The following is a 19,738-nucleotide window of genomic DNA, read 5'->3' as shown; positions in this document are numbered from 1 at the left end:
GGCCGAACCGACACCATCCCCGCATCCGACGTCCCGGTCGGAAACAACCCGCCCTTCAACCCCGACCTCACCATCGACGCCTACGTCACCCCGGCCGAGTCCTGAACCGGCGTCACAACGCACCGCACGGCCAGGGGGCCGGACCTCTGGCCGTGCGGTCCGCCGCGCTGCCGGAGCGTGCGGTAGAGCTACCGTCCGGCGGAATGCGGACTTTTCGTCAACTCGGTGGTGAGAACTGGTGGTTGACGGTGGCATGTGATTGACGGACAGGGCGGTGAGGCGAAGAATCCGGTGATGCGCGCCGGGTTGGCGTGTCCTCGTCGAGCGGCCGGGGGTAGCACCGTGGGCAGGCGGGAATCGCCGGTTCCGGACGGTCCCTTGCACGACTTCGCCCAGGGGCTGCGCGAGCTGCGCGCCGCGGCCGGGTCACCGCCGTACCGGGAGCTGGCACGGCTGGCGCAGTACTCGCACTCAGCGCTGTCGGATGCGGCGGCCGGGCACAGGTTGCCCACGCTCGATGTGACGCTCGCCCTGGTGGCCGCCTGCGGCGGGGATGTGGACGTCTGGCGGGCCCGCTGGCAGGAACTGGACGAGCGGCTTCGGGCCACGCACCCCGAACTGCTCGCCATCCAGCCCGACCCCGGCAACGACGGCACCCCCACGGACGCGGACGCCGTTTCCAAGCCTGTGATGCACCGGGAGGACGACAAGCGCCTCGAGCCTGCGGGAGCCTCGTACGGGCCGCAAGGTCCGTCCTCCGATACGCCGCCGGCAGGCGACGCGGGCTCCGCTCCCATGCCCGCCGCAGCCGCCACCACGGTTCCGCCGGGCGCCCCGGCAGCAGCTGCCGACCACGCCCCGTCGGCCACACCGCACCCGTCCGGCACCACGGAGCCACCTGCGTCCCGGACCCCGACGGTCGTGGATTCGCCCGTCGTCGAGCCGTTACGCAAGGGCGATCCAGCGCGCGTCGGGGATTTCCGGCTGCTGGGCAGGCTGGGGTCGGGCGCGATGGGCGAGGTCTTCCTCGGGCAGTCGGCAGCCGGGCGGCCGGTGGCGGTGAAGGTCGTACGGGCGGAGTTCGCGCAGGACACGGCCTTCCGGCGCCGGTTCGCCGCCGAGGTCGCCACCGCGCGCCGGGTGCAGGGCCCGTACACCCCGGCAGTGGTCGACGCGGACGCCGAGGCGGAACGGCCCTGGCTGGCCACCACCTACATCGCCGGGCCCTCCCTCGCCGACGCGGTCCGCACCGGCGGACCGCTCCCGGCGCCGGTCGTGCGGGCCCTCGCTGCCGGCATCGCGGAGGCGCTCGTCGCGATCCACGGCGCCGATGTGCTGCACCGTGATCTGAAGCCGTCGAACGTGCTGCTCGACCGCGACGGCCCCAAGGTGATCGATTTCGGTATCGCCCGCGCCGCGGACCGCACCCAACTGACGGACACCGGCGTCGCGGTGGGCACCGTCCCGTATATGTCCCCCGAGCAGGCCGAGGGGCACCCGGTGGGCGCGCCGAGCGACGTCTTCTCCCTCGGCGGTCTGCTGACGTACGCAGCCACGGGGCTGACACCGTTCGGCGAGGGCAGCGTCGGAGAGGTGGTCTACCGCATCACCCACGAGGCACCCGACCCGCAGGCCTTGGACGTCGGCGACGACGGGCTGCGCGACCTGATCACCCGCTGCCTGGAGAAGGATCCCGGGCGGCGGCCGACCGCGCGGCAGATCATCGAGGCCTGTGCGGACGGCCCGGCGCACGCCGACTGGCTCCCGACCGCAGTCGCCGCCCGGATCGCACGCCGCGAGGACGACCTGGCCGACGTCCTGACCAAGGCGGCGCGCAGACGTACCGCCGTCCGGCTCAAGGTGAGCGCTGTGCCGCTGATCGTGGTCCTGGTCCTCGCCGTCGTGCTCGCCGTCACCACCCACCGCGACGGCTCCACAGCCGACGCAAGTCCGGGATACCAAACGGTCCTGCGCAACCAACCGGTCTCGCTGCCGGACGCCGACCACGAGATCGACCTGATGACCGGTCACACCGTGTCGGGCGACCGGTACTGGACGCTGTCCACCGACTCCGGTGGCGACAGCAAGGGCGGCTTCTCGCTCCAGGACGCCACCGACGCCTACATCGCGGGCTCCGGACCGATCACCCCCGCGCAGTGCGCCGCCGGAGTCGCCCGCAAGCCGGTCGAGGACGAGGTCCACTGGACGCAGGTGCCCACGGGCAGCTGGTTCTGCCTGCGCTGGCGGCTGACCGGGGACATCGCCGTGCTGCGCGTCTCCAGTGTCGACACAGGCAGTTGGGGCGTCGACGCCAGCCTCGACTACTACCGGCACATCCCGCCGCTGTCCACGCCCGGCGTGGTGCCGGGCTCCGCCAGCCCCGACTACCGGCGGCTCTACGCCGCCCGGCCCCTGACCCTGCCGGGCCCCGACGACCCGGTCGACCTGACCCGCGGGCGCGTCGCGTCGAACGGCTCTTGGCGGCTGTCCACCGACGCGGGCGGCAACAGCAAGGGCGCCTACGAACTGCAGGACTCCAGCGACGCCTACATCGCCGGGCAGTCCCCCGTCACCCCCGCCCGCTGCGCGCTAGGCATCGCCCAGCACCCGGTGGCCGACAAGGTCTACTTCCCGCAGGTCCCGGCCGGCACATGGTTCTGCGTCCGCGACAACCTCAGCCACGACATCGCCGTCATCCAGGTCCTGGACAAAGACGACGGCGACTGGAGCACCACGATCGCGGTCACCGCCTACGCCCCCACCGGCGCAGGCGGGTCCTGAACAAAGGGGGCGCGAGGCTCCCCACACGGGCGCGTCCGGTCCGTCTTGTGCCCTCCCCGCACCTTCACTCCCGGGACCTGGCCCGACTCGCAGCCGACAAGGGTGCACTACCCGCGATCCCTCCGGACACCTTCGACGACACCGGCGACCGCACCCACCGTGATTCCGAACCCCTGTTCCAGTGGGCGGAGGCGAGTCTGGAAGGGCAACTCGGCTGGACCGGACCGAACGCCCGGCCAGGCATGTCCTGCCGCCAGATCCTGATTGGTGCCTTCTACCCCGAAGACTGCGACGACCACCTCGCCCGGCGCCTGTCCCAGGGCGGACAGCCCCTCATCGACGAAAGCCTGCGTCGCTCCATCGCCGCACGCTCCCACGGACTGCCCCTCTACCTCGACCTGGCCATACTCCGGTTCGTGGAGATACGGCGCAGCGGACGGACACCGCAGCCGTCCGACTTCGGCGACTTCCCCGCCCTGATCTCCCGCACCGTCAGCGACCTGACCACCGACGAGCGGCACGTCCTGCGCTCCGTGGCCTTGCTAGACGCCTTCTCGGTTCCCTTGGCCACCCAGGTCGCCGGCCTGACCCACGACGAGGCCGCCTTGCGCCTGAGCGAGCGGTCCTTCTTCCGTGAAGACCTCACCGGCCTGTGGCCCTTCCACCTCCACCAGGTCGTTCGCTCCGCGATCCGCCACGCCGAGGACGACACCGACGACCGCTGGTCACCGCAGGACTGGCACCGCGCTGCCACCCGCGCACTCGCCGCCCTGGACTACGAATGGCGCCACGGGCCGCGCCGCGACCGCGCCATGCTGATCGGCTGCCTGCGCCAGGGCCTGCGCCTGGCCAGAGATTTCAGCCTCGACCTGGACTGGCTCACCGACGCCGCCTTCCACTACGTCGGCGACTCCGTGTGGGAGCCGCTGGCCCCGCCCGCCCGAGAAACCGACACCACCACCGTGCTGCGCACGCCGGCCGACGCGCTGGTCGAAACGCTCAGCACTCTGGCACGCCGACAACGCGAACACCGTCAACCGGCTCACCAGCATCATCGACTCCCAGCTGCTGCCCGCCGAGCTGCAGGAGATGGCCCTCTACTACCGGGCCAAGGCCCTGCGCATCGGACAAAGCCAGGAGTCACGGCGCGGATACCAGCAGGCCGCCGACGGCGCCGGCCGCCTCGCCCCCGCCGCCCGGCGCGGCCTCGCCCAGGCTGCCCGGCTCACCGGAGCTTTTCCCACCGCCTACGCCGCCGCGCAGACCCTGGGATGGGAAGGACGCCACCAGCGCGTCCTCGGCGACATCTGGTGGCTGCAAGGAGAACCGGAACGCGCGGCCGCCGCCTACCTCGCCGGACGCGCCGAGGCCGAACAGCACGCAAAATCCGGTGAAGCCGCACACAACCAAGCCCTGCGCGCCCTCGCCGTCGCCTTCTCCGACCCCCGCCAGGCCGACGACAAAATCGACCTGGCCAACCAGCTCCTCGCCCCCCTCGACCTGCGCGCCTCCACGATCAACGCGGCCATCGCCGCCCTGATCCGCGACGCCGGCAACCCCGCCCTCGACGACCGCGTCCGCACCCTGCGCAACCGAACTCGACATCGCCGGCCTGACTTCCATGACCCCCACCCTCGAGGTCGCCGCCGCGTTCCACCAGGCCGTCCTGGACGACCACGACGCACTGGCCGCCACCCTCGCCCGGCTGCGCGAACAGACCCAGAACGGGGACTACGCCTACTACATCGACATCGCCTCCTTCATGGCCGGCCTCCCGCTCCCCGACGGCCACACGCCGCCGCTGTGGCTGGATGGCGAACAGGCCACCCGGGCACGGTGGCGCGAGCTCGTTACCGCCCGCCGCGAGCTCCTGCACATCACGCGGTAGACCTCGGGTGTTCGAGACGGGGCACGTACGAAGCCCCGCCGCTCAAGCCCGCGCTCTCCGTGACGGGTTCGAGGTCCCCGATATGAGAAACCCGCCTCGGTCGCGTAGCTGCTGCTGTGGTGGGCCCACGTCATGGACAGCTACGGCGAGAACCCCGCCCTCAACTTCGACACCGACCTCGTCGGCGTCGTCATCACCGTCTTCGTCATCGGCCCGCTGATCTCCCGCGCCCAGGAGGGCCGGGTCCGCGAGCACACCCGGCTCGACTACGAGTGGTTCAGCGCGCGGCTCGACCTCCAACGCGAACGTGCTGGGCACCTTCTCCAACCTGTTCGACTCCGAACGCATCTTCCGCGGCGTCAGGTCCGCCACCGCGCACGGCGCCCGGGTGCAGATCCTGCTCCTCGACCCCGACTCCCTCGCCGTCATCCTGCGCGGCCGCGAACTGGGCGAGCAGAGCGCCGACATCCGCCGCGACATCCTGCGCAACCTGCGCACGCTCAGCCAGTTCGCGCGCCGCCTCGACGACAGCTCCCGCCAGTTCCTCGAAGTACGCCTCTGTTCCACATCCCCCGGCGTGACGTTCTACCGCTGGGACGAACGCTCCTTCGTCTCCTTCCTCACCGTCGGCCGGCTCTCGGGCGAGGGCGTCCAGCTCGAGGTCGCCGGTGATGTCCGCGATGCCGGGCAAGGTCTGCGTCGACGGCGTGGCAGAGGCGGCCGACGAGAAGGTCTTCGTCCTGCACCTGATCCAGGCCTGGCCGTACGCTCCCCGCTCGGTGCCTTCGTGGAGCAGCGCTTCGACGAGCTGTGGCAGCAGAGCAAGCCGATGGAACGGTTCACCCATCCGCCGGTCACCCTGGTCGACGCGACCGACGGCCGCCGCGAGTTCAGCTGCCGCTTCGTCTACGTCGACGACTGCCTGTACGTCGCCGGGCACGACCTGGTCTCGTACATGGCACACCACCGCCTCGACCAACTCTCCGCCTACAGCGAGGCCTTGAGCGTGCCCGACGCCCACGAGCTGATCGTCGTCGACGACGAATACGACCTGCACGAGCGGCTCAGCCAGCACTTCGCGGAGAAGTACGATGCGTCGGCGGCCGCCTTCGTCGAGTTGACGCCGCCGGTCCTGGTCACGGAATGGAGGCCCTGACACATATGAGTTCGACACTCCACCCCGCGCCCCAGACGGGCCCCCGCTTTCGCGCCTTCACGCCCCATGACCTGGACGGCCTGCTGCAGCTCGTCCGAGTGCCCGCTGCCGAGCGGCTCGTGCTGCGGGCCGTCTCCTCGGTCCTGCCATTCCGTACGAACACCTATGTCGTCGACGAGCTGATCGACTGGTCGGCGGTACCCGACGACCCGATCTTCCGGCTGACCTTCCCGCAGACCGGCATGCGGCCACGCCCGACGTCCGCACAATGGCCGACCTTCTGTCCAAGGACGCGCCCCGGGCCGAGATCCAGCGCGCCGCGCACGAGATCCGGATGAAGCTCAACCCGCACCCCTCGGGCCAGCTCGACGCCAACGTCCCCGTGCACGAGGGACACCGCAAGACCGGACTGCAGCACACGTACCCGGAGACGGTGCTGATCTTCCCGCGCCAGGGCCAAACCTGCCACACCTACTGCACCTACTGCTTCCGCTGGCCCCAGTTCGTCGGCGAGTCCGACCTGCCCATCGCCACCGAAGACGTTGCGGCCACCTCCGCCTACCTCCGCGCGCATCCCGAGGTCACCAGCGCCCTGATCACCGGCGGCGACCCGCTGGTGATGAGCACACAGGTGCTACGGCGTTATATGGAGCCGCTGCTGGAGATCGACACGGTCCGTTCGATCCGGATCGGCACCAAGTCGCTCGCCTTCTGGCCGTACCGCTTCACCACCGACCGCGACGCCGACGATCTGCTCCGCCTCTTCGAGCAGGTCGTGGCGAGCGGCCGCCACCTCGCGCTGATGGCCCACTTCACGCCTCCGCAGGAGCTGCGGCCGCCGGTCGTGCGGGCCGCGATGCGCCGGGTGCGCGACATGGTGCCGTACTACCAGTTCGTCGAGCGGGACACCGGCCCCCAGGGCTTCTTCGGCGTCCCCCTGGCCCGCGGCAGCCAGATCTCCCGTGATGCCTGCGTCCATGTCGCTGGCAAGCACGAGGTCGTGGGCCTTGCCGGTGCGCTGCGCTGTGTCCGTGGACCGCCTGTGGCCCCGCATCACTGATGCGGGGCCACAGGTCTCAGGTCACGCACCGGTTGGCGCCGGTGTGTGCCCCTTCATTCGCTCCCCGCGCCGGGGAGTCTCGTCGAAAAGGTCCCTGGCGCGGCCTCATGTTCCACGAGGACGACCTCATCATGCCTTGTTCCGCCTCTATCGCGCTCGCGAAGGTGACTCAGAGCTGCGTACTGCTAGTCCAGCCATCCAATGGCACCTCTCAGGACCACACCGCGTTCCTCGGCGGCTGGACCTGGGCCGCCGTAATTGGCCCGCTCACCCTCGTGATCATTGCGGCGGTCGGCTGGCGCAAGCGGGGCTTCGACAAGACGGCCACCCAGCTGCAGCCGCTCTACGAGCGTGTCCGCGCTGTCGAAGCTGAGATCGACGCTCTCGAGGCGAAGAGCGTCCTCGTCCGGGACGACTGCGCCACTCTGACCAAGCTCAAGAGCGAGCTCCGGGACGATGCCCGGCGCTGGCAAAAGTGCCCGCTGGAGGGCATCGACGATTTGATCGAGAAATACGCTGCGGCCCTCCTGGAAGACCGCGCGCGTCGACTCCTGCCCTGGGGCGTCGACAAGAAGGTGAACCTGGTGCTCAGGAGACGCGACACTGCCGAAGAGCTCCGCAGGCGTCTCGCGTCAGTTAAGGAGTGGATCGAGGCAAGACTCAAACGGTAACCCCCTCGTGCGTGCAGTGTCCGGCGTCGCCACCAGCGACGACCGAAACCTCTTGCACCCATGCCGAACGCCCATCCGTGTTCGCTTGCGCCTTTCTGGCTCACGAGCGAACGCAGCCCCCAGAAGGAGTCGACCGTCTCACGTACCCGCTGTGTCCTCCGCGGGCCGTGGGTGAAATGAGCTGGAGGTGGCTGGGGCCGCCCCGGGCAAGGACGGCCCCAGCGTGGCGGGTCAGTAGTAACTGCTGGATGTGTCGGAGCCCGAACTGTAGGAACTGGTGTCAGACAAGCTGGAGTTGTAGGAGGGGCTCCAGCTGGAGCTGCTGTCGGAGCCGCTATGCAGGTTCGATGAGATGGCGGTTCGGACGGCTGCCGAGACGCCACCGGACTCGAAGGCCTTCTTGATCTTGCCTTTGGACTTCTTCTGCTTCTTCTTAGCCATGAGTGGAAGTGTTCATGACGTTCGGAGGAAACGACAGAAGTTGATATGTAAAGAAGCGCCACTCCGGTTTCTCTGGTGACCGTCATCCCGACAGGCACTCACGAGCGGCGGGCCGTCCCCAGATACGTCATCCACCCCTCATCTGTCACGGCGCCCAGCAGTGCTTCTCCTCGCCCCAGTGGGGCTGGCCCCGGGTGCTCGCGGCTTTATATCTGCCGCACCGGAACGCTCCGTCCCCGGCCCTTAGGCGGCGTCGAGTTCGGCGAACTCCGCTTCGGTGAGCTTCAGATCGGCCGCTGCAGCCGAGTCACGGATGGTCGTCGGCCGGGAAGACCCTGGGATCGGGACGACGATCGGGGACTTGGCCAACTCCCAGGCCAAGCAGACCTGTTGCGGGCTGACCCCGCGCTCCATGGCGATTCGCGCGAATGCCGAGTGCGATGAACCCAGGCCGGCCGCACGGGAGATACCGCCCAGTGGGCTGTACGGCAGGAAGGCGATCCCCAGCTCCGTGCACAGCCGCAACTGCGGCTCACTGTCGCGGACGGCCAGCGAGAAATTGTTCTGTACGGACACCAGCCGTTCGCCGAGGATCCCGTGGGCTTCCCGCAGCTGGTCGGAGTTCACATTCGAGATGCCGACCGCACGGATCTTGCCCGCGTCGTACAGGTCCCGCAGCGCGCCCACCGAATCGGCGTACGGCACATTCGGGTCCGGCACGTGCAGCTGGTAGAGGCCGATGGAGTCCCCGCCCAACCGCTTGAGCGAGTCCTCGCACGCCTGCCGCAAGGTGGCGGGATCCCCGTTGAAGGACCATGCTCCGTGGGCTCCGCGAGCCGCCCCGCCCTTCGTGCCGACCAGCACGTCGGAGGTGTCGCCGCCGTACGACGCGAGCGCGCGGGCGATCAGCGACTCGTTGTGGCCGGTCTCGGACGAGTTCAGGCAGTACGACATGGCCGTGTCGATGAACGAGATCCCGGCGTCGATCGCGGCATGGACGGTCGCGACCGCGCGCTCCTCATCCGGCCGCCCCTCGATCGACAGCGGCATCCCACCGAGCCCGATGGCGCTGATCGTGGCGCTGCCGATGCGGCGATTGTGCATTCCCATACCCCCTGGAGTAACGCGATGCGACGCCCGCGACTTTACGCTTCCAGGCTCATGTCCACCGCTGTTCCCCGGATGCGCCCGGCAGTCCCCCCATGCCGCGACGACAGGAAACAGCGCGCCGAAAGCGCGACAGCCGACGCGTGCCCGGCAGCCGCCCGCGGCCTTGCGGAACAGTCGCCGCTTCATCTGCAGATCCAGGGTGTCCAACGACACCGAGCTCACCGCCCCTGCCCCGTCGCGCAGGCTCAGGCGCCGGCTGGCGTGGGCCCGCTCGACGACGAGCATGTTGGCCACCTGGGCATACCGGTCGTGCCGCTGAGCGCGGCGGATTGCCCGAGCGTAGGACAGCATCTCTGGCAGGGCGTACGGCGTCCCAGGCACCGCCCTTGGCGCAGGAGTCCGCGAGCCAGCGCGTGGTGAAAGCCCGGTCCGGGTCGTCGCCCGGCAGCTCGATGTCCAGCACGCTGGCCCGCTCGCTCAGCCGCAGCCCGGTCTCGAACGGCCCGTCGGCGAACGCGGCATCCCGGTGTTCACCCCGCCCCCGCCACCGCGGGTCCTCCAGGCCGTCCAGGCCGAACCCGCACAGCCCGATGTCGCGCCAGCGCCGGTAGCCGGCCGGGGTGAACCACTTCACGTCCCGGCTGCGGAGCTACCTCTGTCGGATCAGACGGCGATCGGCTTGCGGTAGCGGACGTACTCGTTCTGGCGCCGGAGCCCTGCGCTTTCGTAGAGGTCGTAGGATCGGTGCGGGTTCGCGGTCCCGGTGTACAACCGGGCGGTCTTCGCACCGTGCTCGCGAAGACATCGCACCCCGTCCAGCAGCAGGGCCCGCCCAAGTCCCAGACGCCGTGACTCTGCCCGGACGCTCAATTCTTCGACTTCGCCCACAGTGGGGTCGTGCCGACGGATGGAGCACAGGGCGACCCCGGCCATATGTTCCCCATCCCAAGCAGCCCGCCAGCAGGTCGGGTCGGCAGTGGCGAGGAAGCTCTCGAACGTCCACCGCTGGGTGAAGGCGGCATCTGCATACGAATCGACGACCGTCTTCCAGGCCGCGCGGTAGTTGCTCGGATCGACCGCACCGATGCGGATGCCGGCCGGCAACGGCTTTTCGTCGGGGCGCTGTCGGAGATCGGCCAGTTCCAGCTCTACGAGGCTGAAGACGCGCCGGTATCCATTTTCGAGCAGCAGCGCTGTTGCCTCCTGTTCGGAGGCCATGGCATTTGCGCCGATCACGGCCGTCTGTGCGGTTCCGTGCTGCTGCACGAGCCGGCGGATTCGGTTTTCTGCCCAGTTGAGCATGGCCGAGCCGGTGCCCTGGCCGCGGTGCTCGGGCAGCAGGTAGCCGCGGTGCAGGTACAGCCACGTCCCGTCCCGCTCCTGCCACCACCTGATCGTCAAGTAGCCGACGACGCCACCGTTGTGCTCCACCAAGACCTGGTTCTGGGATGGGTCGTCGAGCTTGGCGCAGGCTTCGGCGATCTCGGCTGCCGTCGGGAGTGCTTCCACGACCGAGCGGGCGTCGGTCCGATCCCGCTGTGCACAGCCCAGCCGCACAGCGGCCATCGCGTCATGGTCGGCGTGGCCGCGATACGGCCGGAAGACGTAGCCAGGCAACCGTTCCCACGGTGCAAGACCGCTGCCACTGTTCACGCCCACACCAAGACCCCCCGGTACGTTGGATATGCGGTGTCATCGATCACGGAAGCGTAGGCCGTGCCGATCAGACGGCAGAACTTGGCTTCGAACGAGTCCTCTGGCCCCAGAGGAACGCTTGGATCGATTGGCTCCACCTGAGCCGTGAGAGCCGTGCGCGGCCCTTTTTCTGGCCGCGGTGTCAGTGGGCAGATGCCTGGTGTTGCAGGGTTGGCCTGCGAGCCAGGGCGGAGACCGGCGCTAAGCCTTCGTCGGCCCGGGTGGGCCGTTGACGGAGTGTGAACTGGACCGGTCTGATGGGATTCTCGTGATCAGCCACGCTCAGGAAGCGTGGAGTAGACGATCGCCTTGGCCCAGCACGTCCAGTCCAGGACCGCTGGCGAAGGTGACACACAGCCGTGAGGGAGACGTGACGTGGCTGTCCCGTGGGGGCTCTTGATATCCACCGCAGGTGGCGTTGCCGCCACCATCGTGGGTGTCATCGCAGGCGGCATCGTCGGGCGCCGCAGCCAGAACCGGCAGTGGCTTCAGGAGTCGAGGACGGCCGCCTACGAAAGGTTCCTGCAGGCATTCGGCACCGTGGAGATGGAGCTCCGCCATGCGTTCCTCGACAAGCGCCGGCCTGCCGTCGTCTGGGAGCCGTTCAACGCGGCTGCGCAATCGATGTCCCTGTTGGCGAGTCGTGAGGCCGTCGCTGCTGCCGAGGAACTTTGCCTTATCGTCGAGGAGTTCACCATCCTGTTCCATGGCCGTCAGCCGACAGACCTCGAAGAGCTCCGGCCGATTCACAGCGGGTTGCATGAGGCGCACTTGAAGTTCGTCAACGCGGCTCGCCGCTCGCTCGATGTGTCGCAAGAACAGCTTCACCGGCCATTCGGCGGCCCGTCACCGTGGCACGGGGTCGAATCCTTCTATGCCCGAGGTGACGGACCCGGTGGGGAGTAAATAGCAGAAGACTCAGCATGGGCGCCGCAAGGCACCACCGGCGCCGCCGGCGGCTCGGTCCGGTTTCCGGATCAGTCGGGGCTCTGGCTGCGCCGCCGCACGAAGGGGTAGTCAAGAATCCGAGAGCGCTGAGGCTGTTCACAGAGGCCCAGCGGCGTGGTGGTCAACTCGCGTTCTGCTGCTTTTCAGCGCGGGCGCGGGTGTGGGCGAGCCGGTAGGAGTCCATGCCGGTCTCGATGATGTTGCCGCCGAAGGTGAGGCGGTCCACGATTGCCGCGCAGAGCCGGGGGTCGGTGAAGGTCTTGGTCCACGAGGAGAACGACTCGTTGGAGGCGATCGCCATGCTGTTCTTTTCCTCGCGCTTGCCGCAGGGGCCACAGGACTCGTTCCGGTGGGGCCAGAGAAGTCATTCACAGCCACGCAGTCAGTGCTGGCCGCCAGAAAATGTGATCAAGACGGGTTGTTCGGTGATGCGCAAGGTGTGCGCGACTGGGGTCGAGGCGCCGTCCAGGGTCTGCACGATCCGGGCGCCGCGGTCGATGGGCATGGTGGTGGTGCCCGTTTCTGTCCAACGGATGACGGCGTGGGGGGACGTTTGTCCGGCGGAGGCTCTCAGCAGATAGCGGCACTGCCAGACGCGCGCCGGCAATCCGTCCTGTGTGCCGTGGCCGCACGAGGTAATCCGGGCGCCGGCCAGCCAGTGCTGCAGTGTGGCCATCGCATGGGCGGCGGCGGTCGGGTGGCCGCCGTCGGCCTGCAGCACGAGCGGGATCTTGGTGCCGCCCCAGTTGTAGAAGTACATGCGGTCGTAGCGCAGATACATGCCGATGAGGTAGAAGCGAGTGGCGTAGGCGATGGCTCGTGCCTGGTCGAGCGGGTGGTCCTCGGGGATGCGGTAGGTGGTCCCGGTGTCCCATAACCGCGGCTGCACGCCGGCTGTGTGGAACGTGCGATCGATCGTCGCGGCCAGCGGGAGGAAACTCTCCGGAGGGTCGCCGTCCTGCCGCGGATACAGCTTTACGCCGGCCACATCACAGTCCTGATAGCCGCCGGCCGCGGCGAAGCCGCGCAGGAAGCGCTGGGAGGCCTGTTCCCATAGGTCACCGATGGAGGGGCAGACCACCGTCGCCTTGGGGTCGGCGCGGCGGATGACCGCGCTGGCCCGCTCGGTCATGCGGGCCAGCGTCGCAGGGTCTCCGGTGAAGAAGTGCGGGGAGGGGGCCAGCGCCCACAGTTCGTATGCGGAGATCCGGCCTGCGTAGCGGGTGGCCACGGCCTGGACGAAGTTCACCCAGTCGTCCAGGTTGTCCGGTGGGGTCACGCGTGACCCGTCGGGGTAGGGGCCGCGCGGGGCGCTGGGCGCCGCCCAGGATGGTGTCCCGCCGAAGGTATAGAGCACAGGGAGACGCCTGCGCCCGGCCGCAGCGACCAGACGGTTCAGCACTCTCCAGTCGTAGCGGCCCCGTTCGGGCTCCACTTGAGCCCAGCGGGTCTCACTGTCCCACAACCGGATTCCGCCCACCTGAAAGGTGGGCATCGCACCGCTGTCGCTGTTCATGGTCACGCCGTAGAAGGCGCTGGGCACCGCGGAGGGGTACTGCGTCCAGGACGGGCCGGAGACCTGCTGGGCCTGCGGCCGTCCGGCGGTCGAGCGGGCCTGTGAGGGGGCCCATAACGGAGCGGACGCGGCCGCGGTGGCGGCCACCAGAAGGAAAAGACCCATGAGGGCGGCCGGCCACAGCGGTCTGTGTCCGCGCCGGACTGTCGTCGGAGATGGCGCCTGCGTGGTGGAGGGTGGTGCGGCCGGTTCCGGCGTGTGCGACGGGGATGCTGACATGCGCGCTGCGTCCGCCTGGGCCCACACGTGGTACAGCCCGTCCATCTCGTCGCGGTCGGCCCCGCATGCCACAGCAATGCGCTCCACCATGCCGAAGCTGCCAGGCACGGTCTGGCCTCGGCAGTACCGGTGCAGGGTCGACGGGCTGAGCCTGCACCGCTCGGCGAGTTCGGCGTAGCTGAGGCCGCTGCGCTCTTTGAGGGCCTGCAGTGAGGAGGCGAGGTCCGGCACGGCGCTCCCTTCATACCCAGACGCCATTCGTATCGTCCCACCGGCGTCCCATCATGCTGCTTCCGCGCAGGCCAGCACGGCAATCTCATCCCTCTTGGTCACTGGGACGCGTAAACCTTGCCCGACCGTTGCAGCGGCACCACGATTTTTCCTGCGTGGCCTGCGACTTCCCGACGGACCACCAAGGCCGTCCGACCGCGCACACGACAGCGTCAACGGGAAGCGACCATTCCCGACTCATGATCCCAACACGATCCAGGGGGACTCGCATGCACTCACCGCACAAGGCGGCCACGATGGCAGCCGGCATGGTTCTCGGCGCGGGCGGCCTCATCATCGGTTCGACATCGACCGCCCAAGCGACCACGGCAGACTGCGACGCAGGCTGGGTGGCCGACGTCTACGGGACGGTTGGGGGCGGCTCCAGCTTCACTTACGCCGGCCGGCTGGTACAGATGCAGAACGGCCGGGCACGCAACTACAGCCACGGCATCATCCTGGGCGGCTACCGGGCCGGTGACCGGATCTGGACCGACCGCAGCCGAAACAAGATGCCCGCGAACGTCATGCATCCGTCGACTGCCCAGGTGCAGTCGATCGGCAGTGGCTGGAAGCAGTGCGGCCCCTTTGACGGAGCCAAGACCAACTCCGTCATCAACTGGGACACGGCCAACGTCCGGCATTACGCCGCGAGGGTGTGCATCGACCCCGTCGGCAGCACTCCATACCAGTGCGGATCGTGGTACACGGACGCCTCATGACACTGCATCCGGCACAGGCGCGGTCCCAGGGCGCCTCCACGCGCGTTCCAGCCATCGGAGGAAAGGAATAACTTCCGTGTTCTCCCGCACGAAGATAGCCGCACTTCTCACAGCCACAGCCGCCGCAGGCCTGGTCGTCACCGCGCCTGCCGCCATCGCCCTGCGGCAGGACGCGCCGCGAACGGACGTGGGCGCCGCGGGCTCCGGTACAACGGTCGCCACCTTCAAGACCGGCGATGCACGACCGGATGCCTTCTACTCCGTCACCGAGGACATCTACAACGGTACCGGCAAGGTCGGCCAGGTCGTCCTCTGGTTCAACGAGGCCACCTTCCAGTTCCACGCCCAATTCCGCTACGGCAGCCAGGGATCCGAGGTGCAGCTGCAGGAATCGGGCTACGACGACTTCCGCACCATCAGCGACAAGTTTCAGCCCGCATGGGTGCCGCCTGGGCAGACCTCGGTGAACACCGGGGACATACCGTGGAACTACCGCGGCAATGGGTACTGGTTCCGTGCCCAGGGGTGGGCCGGGCAGACGAAGGGGCGCAATTACACAGACTCGCTGAGCCTGTACTACGACGTTTCCACCGGCGTCTACACCCTGCGCCAGTACTCTTTCTGACCGAGTTCTGAAGCGCTCCGGGTCTGATGGAGCCGCCATCAGACCCGGAGCGCTTCACCGCTGCCCTCTACACGGCCCGCGCCGAACTCAAGCCCCTCGTCTTCGGCGGCGCCATCTTCGTCGGCGGCTCCCTGACGACCACCACCGAGGTCGAGAACTTCCCCGGCTTCCCCGAAGGCATCGACGGCCCCGACCTCATGCTGAACATGCGGGCCCAGGCGGAGAAGTTTGGCGCTGAGATCGTCGAGGACGACATCGTCACCGTGGATCTGACCGGCGAGGTCAAGACCGTCAACGACACCGCAGGGACCGTCCACCGGGCGCGTGCCGTGATCGTCGCGACGGGATCCGGCTACCGCAAGCTCGGCCTGCCACGCGAGGACGAACTCTCCGGCCGGGGCGTGTCCTGGTGCGCGACCTGCGACGGCTTCTTCTTCCGCGACCGCGACATCGTGGTCGTCGTCGGCGGCGGCGACACCGCGTTGGAAGAGGCCACCTTCCTCACCCGCTTCGCCAAGTCCGTGACGGTCGTCCACCGGCGCTCCACCCTGCGCGCTTCCCAGGTCATGCAGAACCGCGCCTTCTCCGACGACAAGATCTCCTTCGCCTTCGACAGCGAGATCGCCGAGCTCCACGAGGAGAACGGCGTGCTGTCCGGTCTGACCCTGCGCGACACCATCACCAGCAAGACGCGCGAGCTGGCCGCCACCGGCCTGTTCATCGCCATCGGCCACGACCCGCGCACCGAACTCTTCAAGGGCCAGCTGAAGTTGGACGACAACGGCTACCTGAAGGTCCAGTCGCCATCGACGCAGACAAGCATCCCGGGCGTCTTCGGCGCGGGCGACGTCGTCGACCACACCTACCGCCAGGCCATCACCGCGGCCGGCTCCGGCTGCGCGGCCGCACTCGACGCCGAGCGGTACCTCGCGGCCCTCGCCGACGCACAGTCCGTGCCCACCGAGGCCGCCACCGCCTGACCCCAGCCACCTCATACATTCGAGGTGATCAACATGGCCCTCACGAGCGTGACCGACGCCTCCTTCACAGCACCGGCTTCCCCGAGACTTCGCGTGAGCCTAGGGGATCCGCCAGGGGAACAAAGGCCGCCCCAAGCCCCGTAAACACGGGCTGCCGGAGGCTAACGTCAGCATGGGAAATCGGGAAAAAAACACCACCCTGACTGCGTTTCCGCAGGTCAGATGGGTGCCGGTGCGTGGAGCCTAGGGGAGTCGAACCCGAAGCGGAGGAAGCCCCGACCTGCTACTTTATCAATTCTTTGCGAAAGAATCGGACTTTCCCATCTGTTTCCACTCTGCTCGATCCTGCTCGATCCGGCTGCATCCGTGCGATGTGCCCACTGATGGGCACACTGTCCTACTGGATTACTCCTGCAATCCGCTGCCACCGAAAACCCTTTGACCATAGGCTTCCGAGGCCGAGACGAACAGCAAACGCACAAAGGAACGGGGTGATCGCGATAGCAGCCGCTGAGAGAAAACCTCGCCCGAGCCCCACAGGTCTCAGTCGAAGCGCAGCAGACCGCCGTGGTCCTCATAGGTCTCGGCGCTCTCCACGTCCCGGTCCCGGAAGGCCCGCCCGATCAGGTTGTTGAGGTGCATGGCGTGCTGCTCGGTGAGCGCCCGGTTGCCGCTGTGATGGGCGCTCTGGAGTTTGCGGGCGGTGTCCTGGATCTCGCGGGCCAGGGCGGGGGCGGCCGAATAGGTGGCCTGCTCCGCGAGCAGCAGCTGTGAGGCGACGCCGGAGCTGAACAGGTCCTTGCGCAGTACGTTGATCATGCGCTCGCACTCGGCCTCGTCGGAGAAGGCCTTGGCGCGCTCGGCCTGTTCGAGGTCGCGGCGGATCTTCATGGCCTGTGCGGAGTCGAGGTACGGCCCTTGCTCCTGCAGGAACCGCTTGACCTCGGCGATCGTGATCTCCACTTCCGCTCGGACGTCTGCCTCACCGTCGTCGAGGGCCCGGGCCTGCGGGGGCGGCGTGCGGGGGGTGTCGGTGCGCAGCGTCGTGGAGTGCGCCATGTCAGTGCCGGGCACGGCGATGTGTACGGTGACGATCCGGTCGGCGTCGTAGTTGAAGGTGACCTCGACCCGGCTGTCGACGTCGATCTCGTTGGGCAGGTCGTACTCCACGACACCCTGTTCGTGGTTCTTGCTCGCCACGTTGGAGTCGCCCTCGTAGACGGGTACCCGGATCCGCCGGCCGCTGGTCGCCTGGAAGGTGCGGGTCATCGGCTCGGGCAGCGGGTAGGGCGTGCCGCGCGGGATGATGGGTACGAATGCGTCCTGCTGGTGGCCGCGCACTGCGGCGATACCCAGGGACATGCCGGTGACCTCGTAGATCCGTGGTGCTGTCGGGGCGGGTGCCGCGCCGACGAGGGAGGTACCGCAGTGTGTGCACCTCTCCGCGGCCTCGTCATTGGTGCGCCCGCACGCAGAGTCGGGGCATTCGACTCCTTCCATCGTGCCGGCCAGAATGCCCGCGCCGAGAGCCACGCATTCCATCGGGTTCACGTCGCGGCGCACCTTGTCCGCGCCGAACTCGGCCTCCACCGTCCGGTAGACCTGCGGGAGCAGGGTGGAGCCGCCGACCAGCAGTACATCGGTGATGTCGTCGCGGGTCAGCGCCTGATCGGCGAGGGCTTCCCGTACCATTCCCATGGTTCGCTCGACGAGGGGTTTCACCATCCGGTTGAACTCTCCCAGGGAGATGGTGGTCTCCACGTCCCCCAGCCCGCCGTCGGGGAACTTGAAGGCCCCGGGGATGATGAGGTCTTCCTCGTCCTCAATGGACTCCGCCTGGCTCAGGGCGCGCTTGACCTCCTCCGCCTTGCGCTTGACCTGCAGCCGCAGATGTCTGTCGGCTACCGTGGCGGTACCGGCGTCCTGGACGACCTCCTCCAGCACGCGATCCACGATCATGTTGTCGAAGTCGTCCCCGCCGAGCCAGTTGTCGCCGGCGAAGTGCAGCACCTGGAAGTGGTTGCGGCCCGTCCTGTCCCGCGTCATCTGCAGGATCGAGATGTCGAAGGTGCCGCCGCCCAGGTCGTAGACGAGGACCCGCTTGCGCTCCTGCTCGGGCAGTTCCAGGCCGAACGCGATGGCGGCGGCGGTCGGTTCGTCGATGATCTTCTTGACGACGAGACCGGCCATCTGCCCGGCCTCCCGGGTGGCGGCCCGCTGCGCATCACGGAAGTAGGCGGGGACGGTGATGACAGCGTGCGTGATCTCCTCGCCAAGCGCCCGTCCGGCATCACGCTTGAGCTTGTCCAGGATGAGACGCGAGATCTCCGCGGGCGTGCGCATCTCGCCGCCGAGTACGACGTGTGCGCGCGGGTCGTCGCCCGCGCCCGGCACGATCTCGTAATTGAGCCGACCGGCGGCCTCCTTGACCACGGGGTCGGCGAAGTCTCGGCCCATGAGGCGCTTTACGGAGAAGATCGTGTCCGCGGGCTGCGCCGCCGCGTAGTTGACCGCGGAACGGCCGACCAGCTGCCGGGCCTGGCCACCTGCCCCCTTGCGGAGGCCCACGACGGAGGGGGTGAGGGTCTCGCCGTCGGAGTTGCTGAGGATCTTCGCCGTGCCCGGCCCGCCTTCATAGCGGCTGACGGCGCTGTTGGTGGTGCCCAGGTCGATTCCGATGGCCTTCATGGTCGCTTCCCTAGCTCGTTGCTTCCCTGGTGCTCGCGGCTGACGGTTGTACTGCTACGCATCGTCGGGTGGGCCGGCGACGACCACACGTGCCGGGCGCAGGAGTCGACCGTCGAACCGGTATCCGCGCTCGAGGACCTTAACCACCTCGTCCTCGGTGGCGCCCGGGACGATGCAGGTCCCGGCGACCTCGTAGGCCGTCGGCTCGCAGTGGTCGCCGGGGGCGCCGAAGGGCTTCAGGTCGTGACGCGTGCAGGCGTCCTCGAGCAGCCGGGCCACGAGGGTCAGGCTCTTGTGCTGGCGTGCGGGGTCGGGCGCAGGGCCGGCGGCCAGCATCCGGTCAAGTGCGTCCAGGACCGGGAGAAGATCCCCGGCGAAGCTGTTCGCCTCCGCGACCTGCGCGGCGTACGCAGCCCAGCCGGCGGCGTCGGTGAAGGTGCTCATCGTGGCCCCGGCCTGGGTGTCGGAGGGGTCGGGTAGGGGGTGGTTCCGTCGTCGAAGCGGATGAGACGCTCGGCCAGGCCGGACAGGCCGGAGGCCTCGCGTCCGGCAAGGCTCCGGCCGCCGGACGGGATCGGTGGGGACGGAAGCGAGGCCCGGCCCGTCTCGTCCTCCAGTGCGTCCGCCGTGTCGTCCAACTCCCGTTTGGCACCCGGGAGTTCCGCCAACTGCGATGCCGGCAGGTCCACCGGGAAGAACAGCAGGTCGGCGAGGAGCCTGGTGCCGAGGCGGCGCAACTGCCGGTGGGCGTTCTGGGCCTGTGGGGTCATCAGGCCGGCCTGCATCAGTTCGAAGGTGGCGTCCTTCATGTCAGCGTGCGAGGTGTACGGAGTGACCCCGGCGGGGGCCAGGACGTCGTAGGGGAACTGCCCGTCCGGCCACGGTACGTGTGGGTCCTTGATCATCGG

General features: G+C 68.6%; 19 protein-coding genes and 1 pseudogene. 10 read left to right on the top strand and 10 right to left on the bottom strand.

What is annotated here, in order from left to right:
* The first annotated feature begins 378 nt into the window (after positions 1 to 378).
* Positions 379 to 2,781 carry a protein kinase gene (locus tag ACFY10_RS39835; protein ID WP_390670175.1) on the top strand — a complete coding sequence of 801 codons (2,403 nt, stop codon included), beginning with the start codon at positions 379 to 381 and terminating at the stop codon, positions 2,779 to 2,781.
* A gap of 725 nt (positions 2,782 to 3,506) precedes the next feature.
* Here ACFY10_RS39835 and ACFY10_RS39830 read toward each other — a convergent pair.
* The gene (locus ACFY10_RS39830; protein ID WP_390670174.1) at positions 3,507 to 3,836 is read right to left on the bottom strand and encodes a hypothetical protein; all 330 of its coding nucleotides are present in this window, start codon (positions 3,834 to 3,836) and stop codon (positions 3,507 to 3,509) included.
* Positions 3,837 to 3,921: 85 nt separating this feature from the next.
* Positions 3,922 to 4,404, bottom strand: coding sequence for a hypothetical protein (locus ACFY10_RS39825; protein ID WP_390670173.1), 483 nt, complete (start codon positions 4,402 to 4,404; stop codon positions 3,922 to 3,924).
* Between ACFY10_RS39825 and ACFY10_RS39820 the strand changes: the two genes are divergently transcribed.
* The 5 genes from ACFY10_RS39820 to ACFY10_RS39800 all read left to right on the top strand — a co-directional run bounded on the left by ACFY10_RS39820 (position 4,403) and on the right by ACFY10_RS39800 (position 7,556).
* The gene (locus tag ACFY10_RS39820; RefSeq protein WP_390670172.1) at positions 4,403 to 4,669 is read left to right on the top strand and encodes a hypothetical protein; all 267 of its coding nucleotides are present in this window, start codon (positions 4,403 to 4,405) and stop codon (positions 4,667 to 4,669) included. The two genes, ACFY10_RS39825 and ACFY10_RS39820, sit on opposite strands and share 2 nt — an antisense overlap.
* A 307-nt stretch (positions 4,670 to 4,976) precedes the next feature.
* Positions 4,977 to 5,825: a hypothetical protein gene (locus ACFY10_RS39815; protein ID WP_390670171.1), complete on the top strand. Its 849-nt coding sequence runs from the start codon at positions 4,977 to 4,979 to the stop codon at positions 5,823 to 5,825.
* Between the two features lie 5 nt (positions 5,826 to 5,830).
* Positions 5,831 to 6,163, top strand: a complete 333-nt coding sequence (locus ACFY10_RS39810; RefSeq protein WP_390670170.1) for a hypothetical protein — start codon at positions 5,831 to 5,833, stop codon at positions 6,161 to 6,163.
* Positions 6,094 to 6,885 carry a hypothetical protein gene (locus ACFY10_RS39805; protein WP_390670169.1) on the top strand — a complete coding sequence of 264 codons (792 nt, stop codon included), beginning with the start codon at positions 6,094 to 6,096 and terminating at the stop codon, positions 6,883 to 6,885. The genes ACFY10_RS39810 and ACFY10_RS39805 overlap by 70 nt, the downstream gene beginning before the upstream one ends.
* A gap of 107 nt (positions 6,886 to 6,992) precedes the next feature.
* On the top strand, positions 6,993 to 7,556 hold the full coding sequence (locus ACFY10_RS39800) for a hypothetical protein (protein WP_390670168.1): 564 nt from the start codon (positions 6,993 to 6,995) through the stop codon (positions 7,554 to 7,556).
* A 231-nt stretch (positions 7,557 to 7,787) separates the two neighbouring features.
* Here the strand turns inward: ACFY10_RS39800 and ACFY10_RS39795 are convergent, their stop codons facing one another.
* The 3 genes from ACFY10_RS39795 to ACFY10_RS39785 all read right to left on the bottom strand — a co-directional run bounded on the left by ACFY10_RS39795 (position 7,788) and on the right by ACFY10_RS39785 (position 10,766).
* Positions 7,788 to 7,997, bottom strand: coding sequence for a hypothetical protein (locus ACFY10_RS39795; protein ID WP_390670167.1), 210 nt, complete (start codon positions 7,995 to 7,997; stop codon positions 7,788 to 7,790).
* Positions 7,998 to 8,240: 243 nt separating this feature from the next.
* The gene (locus tag ACFY10_RS39790; protein WP_390670275.1) at positions 8,241 to 9,101 is read right to left on the bottom strand and encodes an aldo/keto reductase; all 861 of its coding nucleotides are present in this window, start codon (positions 9,099 to 9,101) and stop codon (positions 8,241 to 8,243) included.
* 669 nt (positions 9,102 to 9,770) lie between these two features.
* Positions 9,771 to 10,766, bottom strand: a complete 996-nt coding sequence (locus tag ACFY10_RS39785; RefSeq protein WP_390670166.1) for a GNAT family N-acetyltransferase — start codon at positions 10,764 to 10,766, stop codon at positions 9,771 to 9,773.
* Positions 10,767 to 11,177: 411 nt separating this feature from the next.
* On the opposite strand from ACFY10_RS39785, the gene ACFY10_RS39780 reads away from it, so the two are divergent.
* Positions 11,178 to 11,708 carry a hypothetical protein gene (locus tag ACFY10_RS39780; protein ID WP_390670165.1) on the top strand — a complete coding sequence of 177 codons (531 nt, stop codon included), beginning with the start codon at positions 11,178 to 11,180 and terminating at the stop codon, positions 11,706 to 11,708.
* Positions 11,709 to 11,871: 163 nt separating this feature from the next.
* Here ACFY10_RS39780 and ACFY10_RS39775 read toward each other — a convergent pair.
* Positions 11,872 to 12,072 (bottom strand): annotated as a pseudogene (locus ACFY10_RS39775) (ATP-binding protein); the annotation flags it as partial.
* 60 nt (positions 12,073 to 12,132) lie between these two features.
* A complete protein-coding gene (locus ACFY10_RS39770) occupies positions 12,133 to 13,776 on the bottom strand; it encodes a helix-turn-helix domain-containing protein (RefSeq protein ID WP_390670164.1) in 1,644 nt (547 codons plus the stop codon).
* 269 nt (positions 13,777 to 14,045) lie between these two features.
* Between ACFY10_RS39770 and ACFY10_RS39765 the strand changes: the two genes are divergently transcribed.
* The 3 genes from ACFY10_RS39765 (at position 14,046) to trxB (ending at position 16,142) form a co-directional block, all read left to right on the top strand.
* Positions 14,046 to 14,537, top strand: coding sequence for a hypothetical protein (locus ACFY10_RS39765; RefSeq protein WP_390670163.1), 492 nt, complete (start codon positions 14,046 to 14,048; stop codon positions 14,535 to 14,537).
* Positions 14,538 to 14,613: 76 nt separating this feature from the next.
* Positions 14,614 to 15,162 (top strand): hypothetical protein, encoded by a 549-nt coding sequence (locus tag ACFY10_RS39760; RefSeq protein WP_390670162.1) that lies wholly within the window; start codon positions 14,614 to 14,616, stop codon positions 15,160 to 15,162.
* 26 nt (positions 15,163 to 15,188) lie between these two features.
* Positions 15,189 to 16,142, top strand: a complete 954-nt coding sequence (trxB, locus tag ACFY10_RS39755; RefSeq protein ID WP_390670161.1) for a thioredoxin-disulfide reductase — start codon at positions 15,189 to 15,191, stop codon at positions 16,140 to 16,142.
* Between the two features lie 543 nt (positions 16,143 to 16,685).
* On the opposite strand, the gene ACFY10_RS39750 is transcribed toward trxB, so the two are convergent.
* The 3 genes from ACFY10_RS39750 to ACFY10_RS39740 are packed head-to-tail and all read right to left on the bottom strand — an operon-like array spanning position 16,686 to position 19,735.
* Positions 16,686 to 18,830 carry an Hsp70 family protein gene (locus ACFY10_RS39750; RefSeq protein ID WP_390670160.1) on the bottom strand — a complete coding sequence of 715 codons (2,145 nt, stop codon included), beginning with the start codon at positions 18,828 to 18,830 and terminating at the stop codon, positions 16,686 to 16,688.
* Between the two features lie 54 nt (positions 18,831 to 18,884).
* Positions 18,885 to 19,274: a nucleotide exchange factor GrpE gene (locus tag ACFY10_RS39745; RefSeq protein ID WP_390670159.1), complete on the bottom strand. Its 390-nt coding sequence runs from the start codon at positions 19,272 to 19,274 to the stop codon at positions 18,885 to 18,887.
* Positions 19,271 to 19,735, bottom strand: a complete 465-nt coding sequence (locus ACFY10_RS39740; protein ID WP_390670158.1) for a hypothetical protein — start codon at positions 19,733 to 19,735, stop codon at positions 19,271 to 19,273. The genes ACFY10_RS39745 and ACFY10_RS39740 overlap by 4 nt, the downstream gene beginning before the upstream one ends.
* Positions 19,736 to 19,738 lie beyond the last annotated feature (3 nt).

The sequence above is a fragment of the Streptomyces sp. NPDC001401 genome, from assembly GCF_042895385.1.
Classification (GTDB): domain Bacteria; phylum Actinomycetota; class Actinomycetes; order Streptomycetales; family Streptomycetaceae; genus Streptomyces.
The sequence above is the reverse complement of the archived record's forward strand: the minus strand, read 5'-3'. Positions and strand labels throughout refer to the sequence as shown.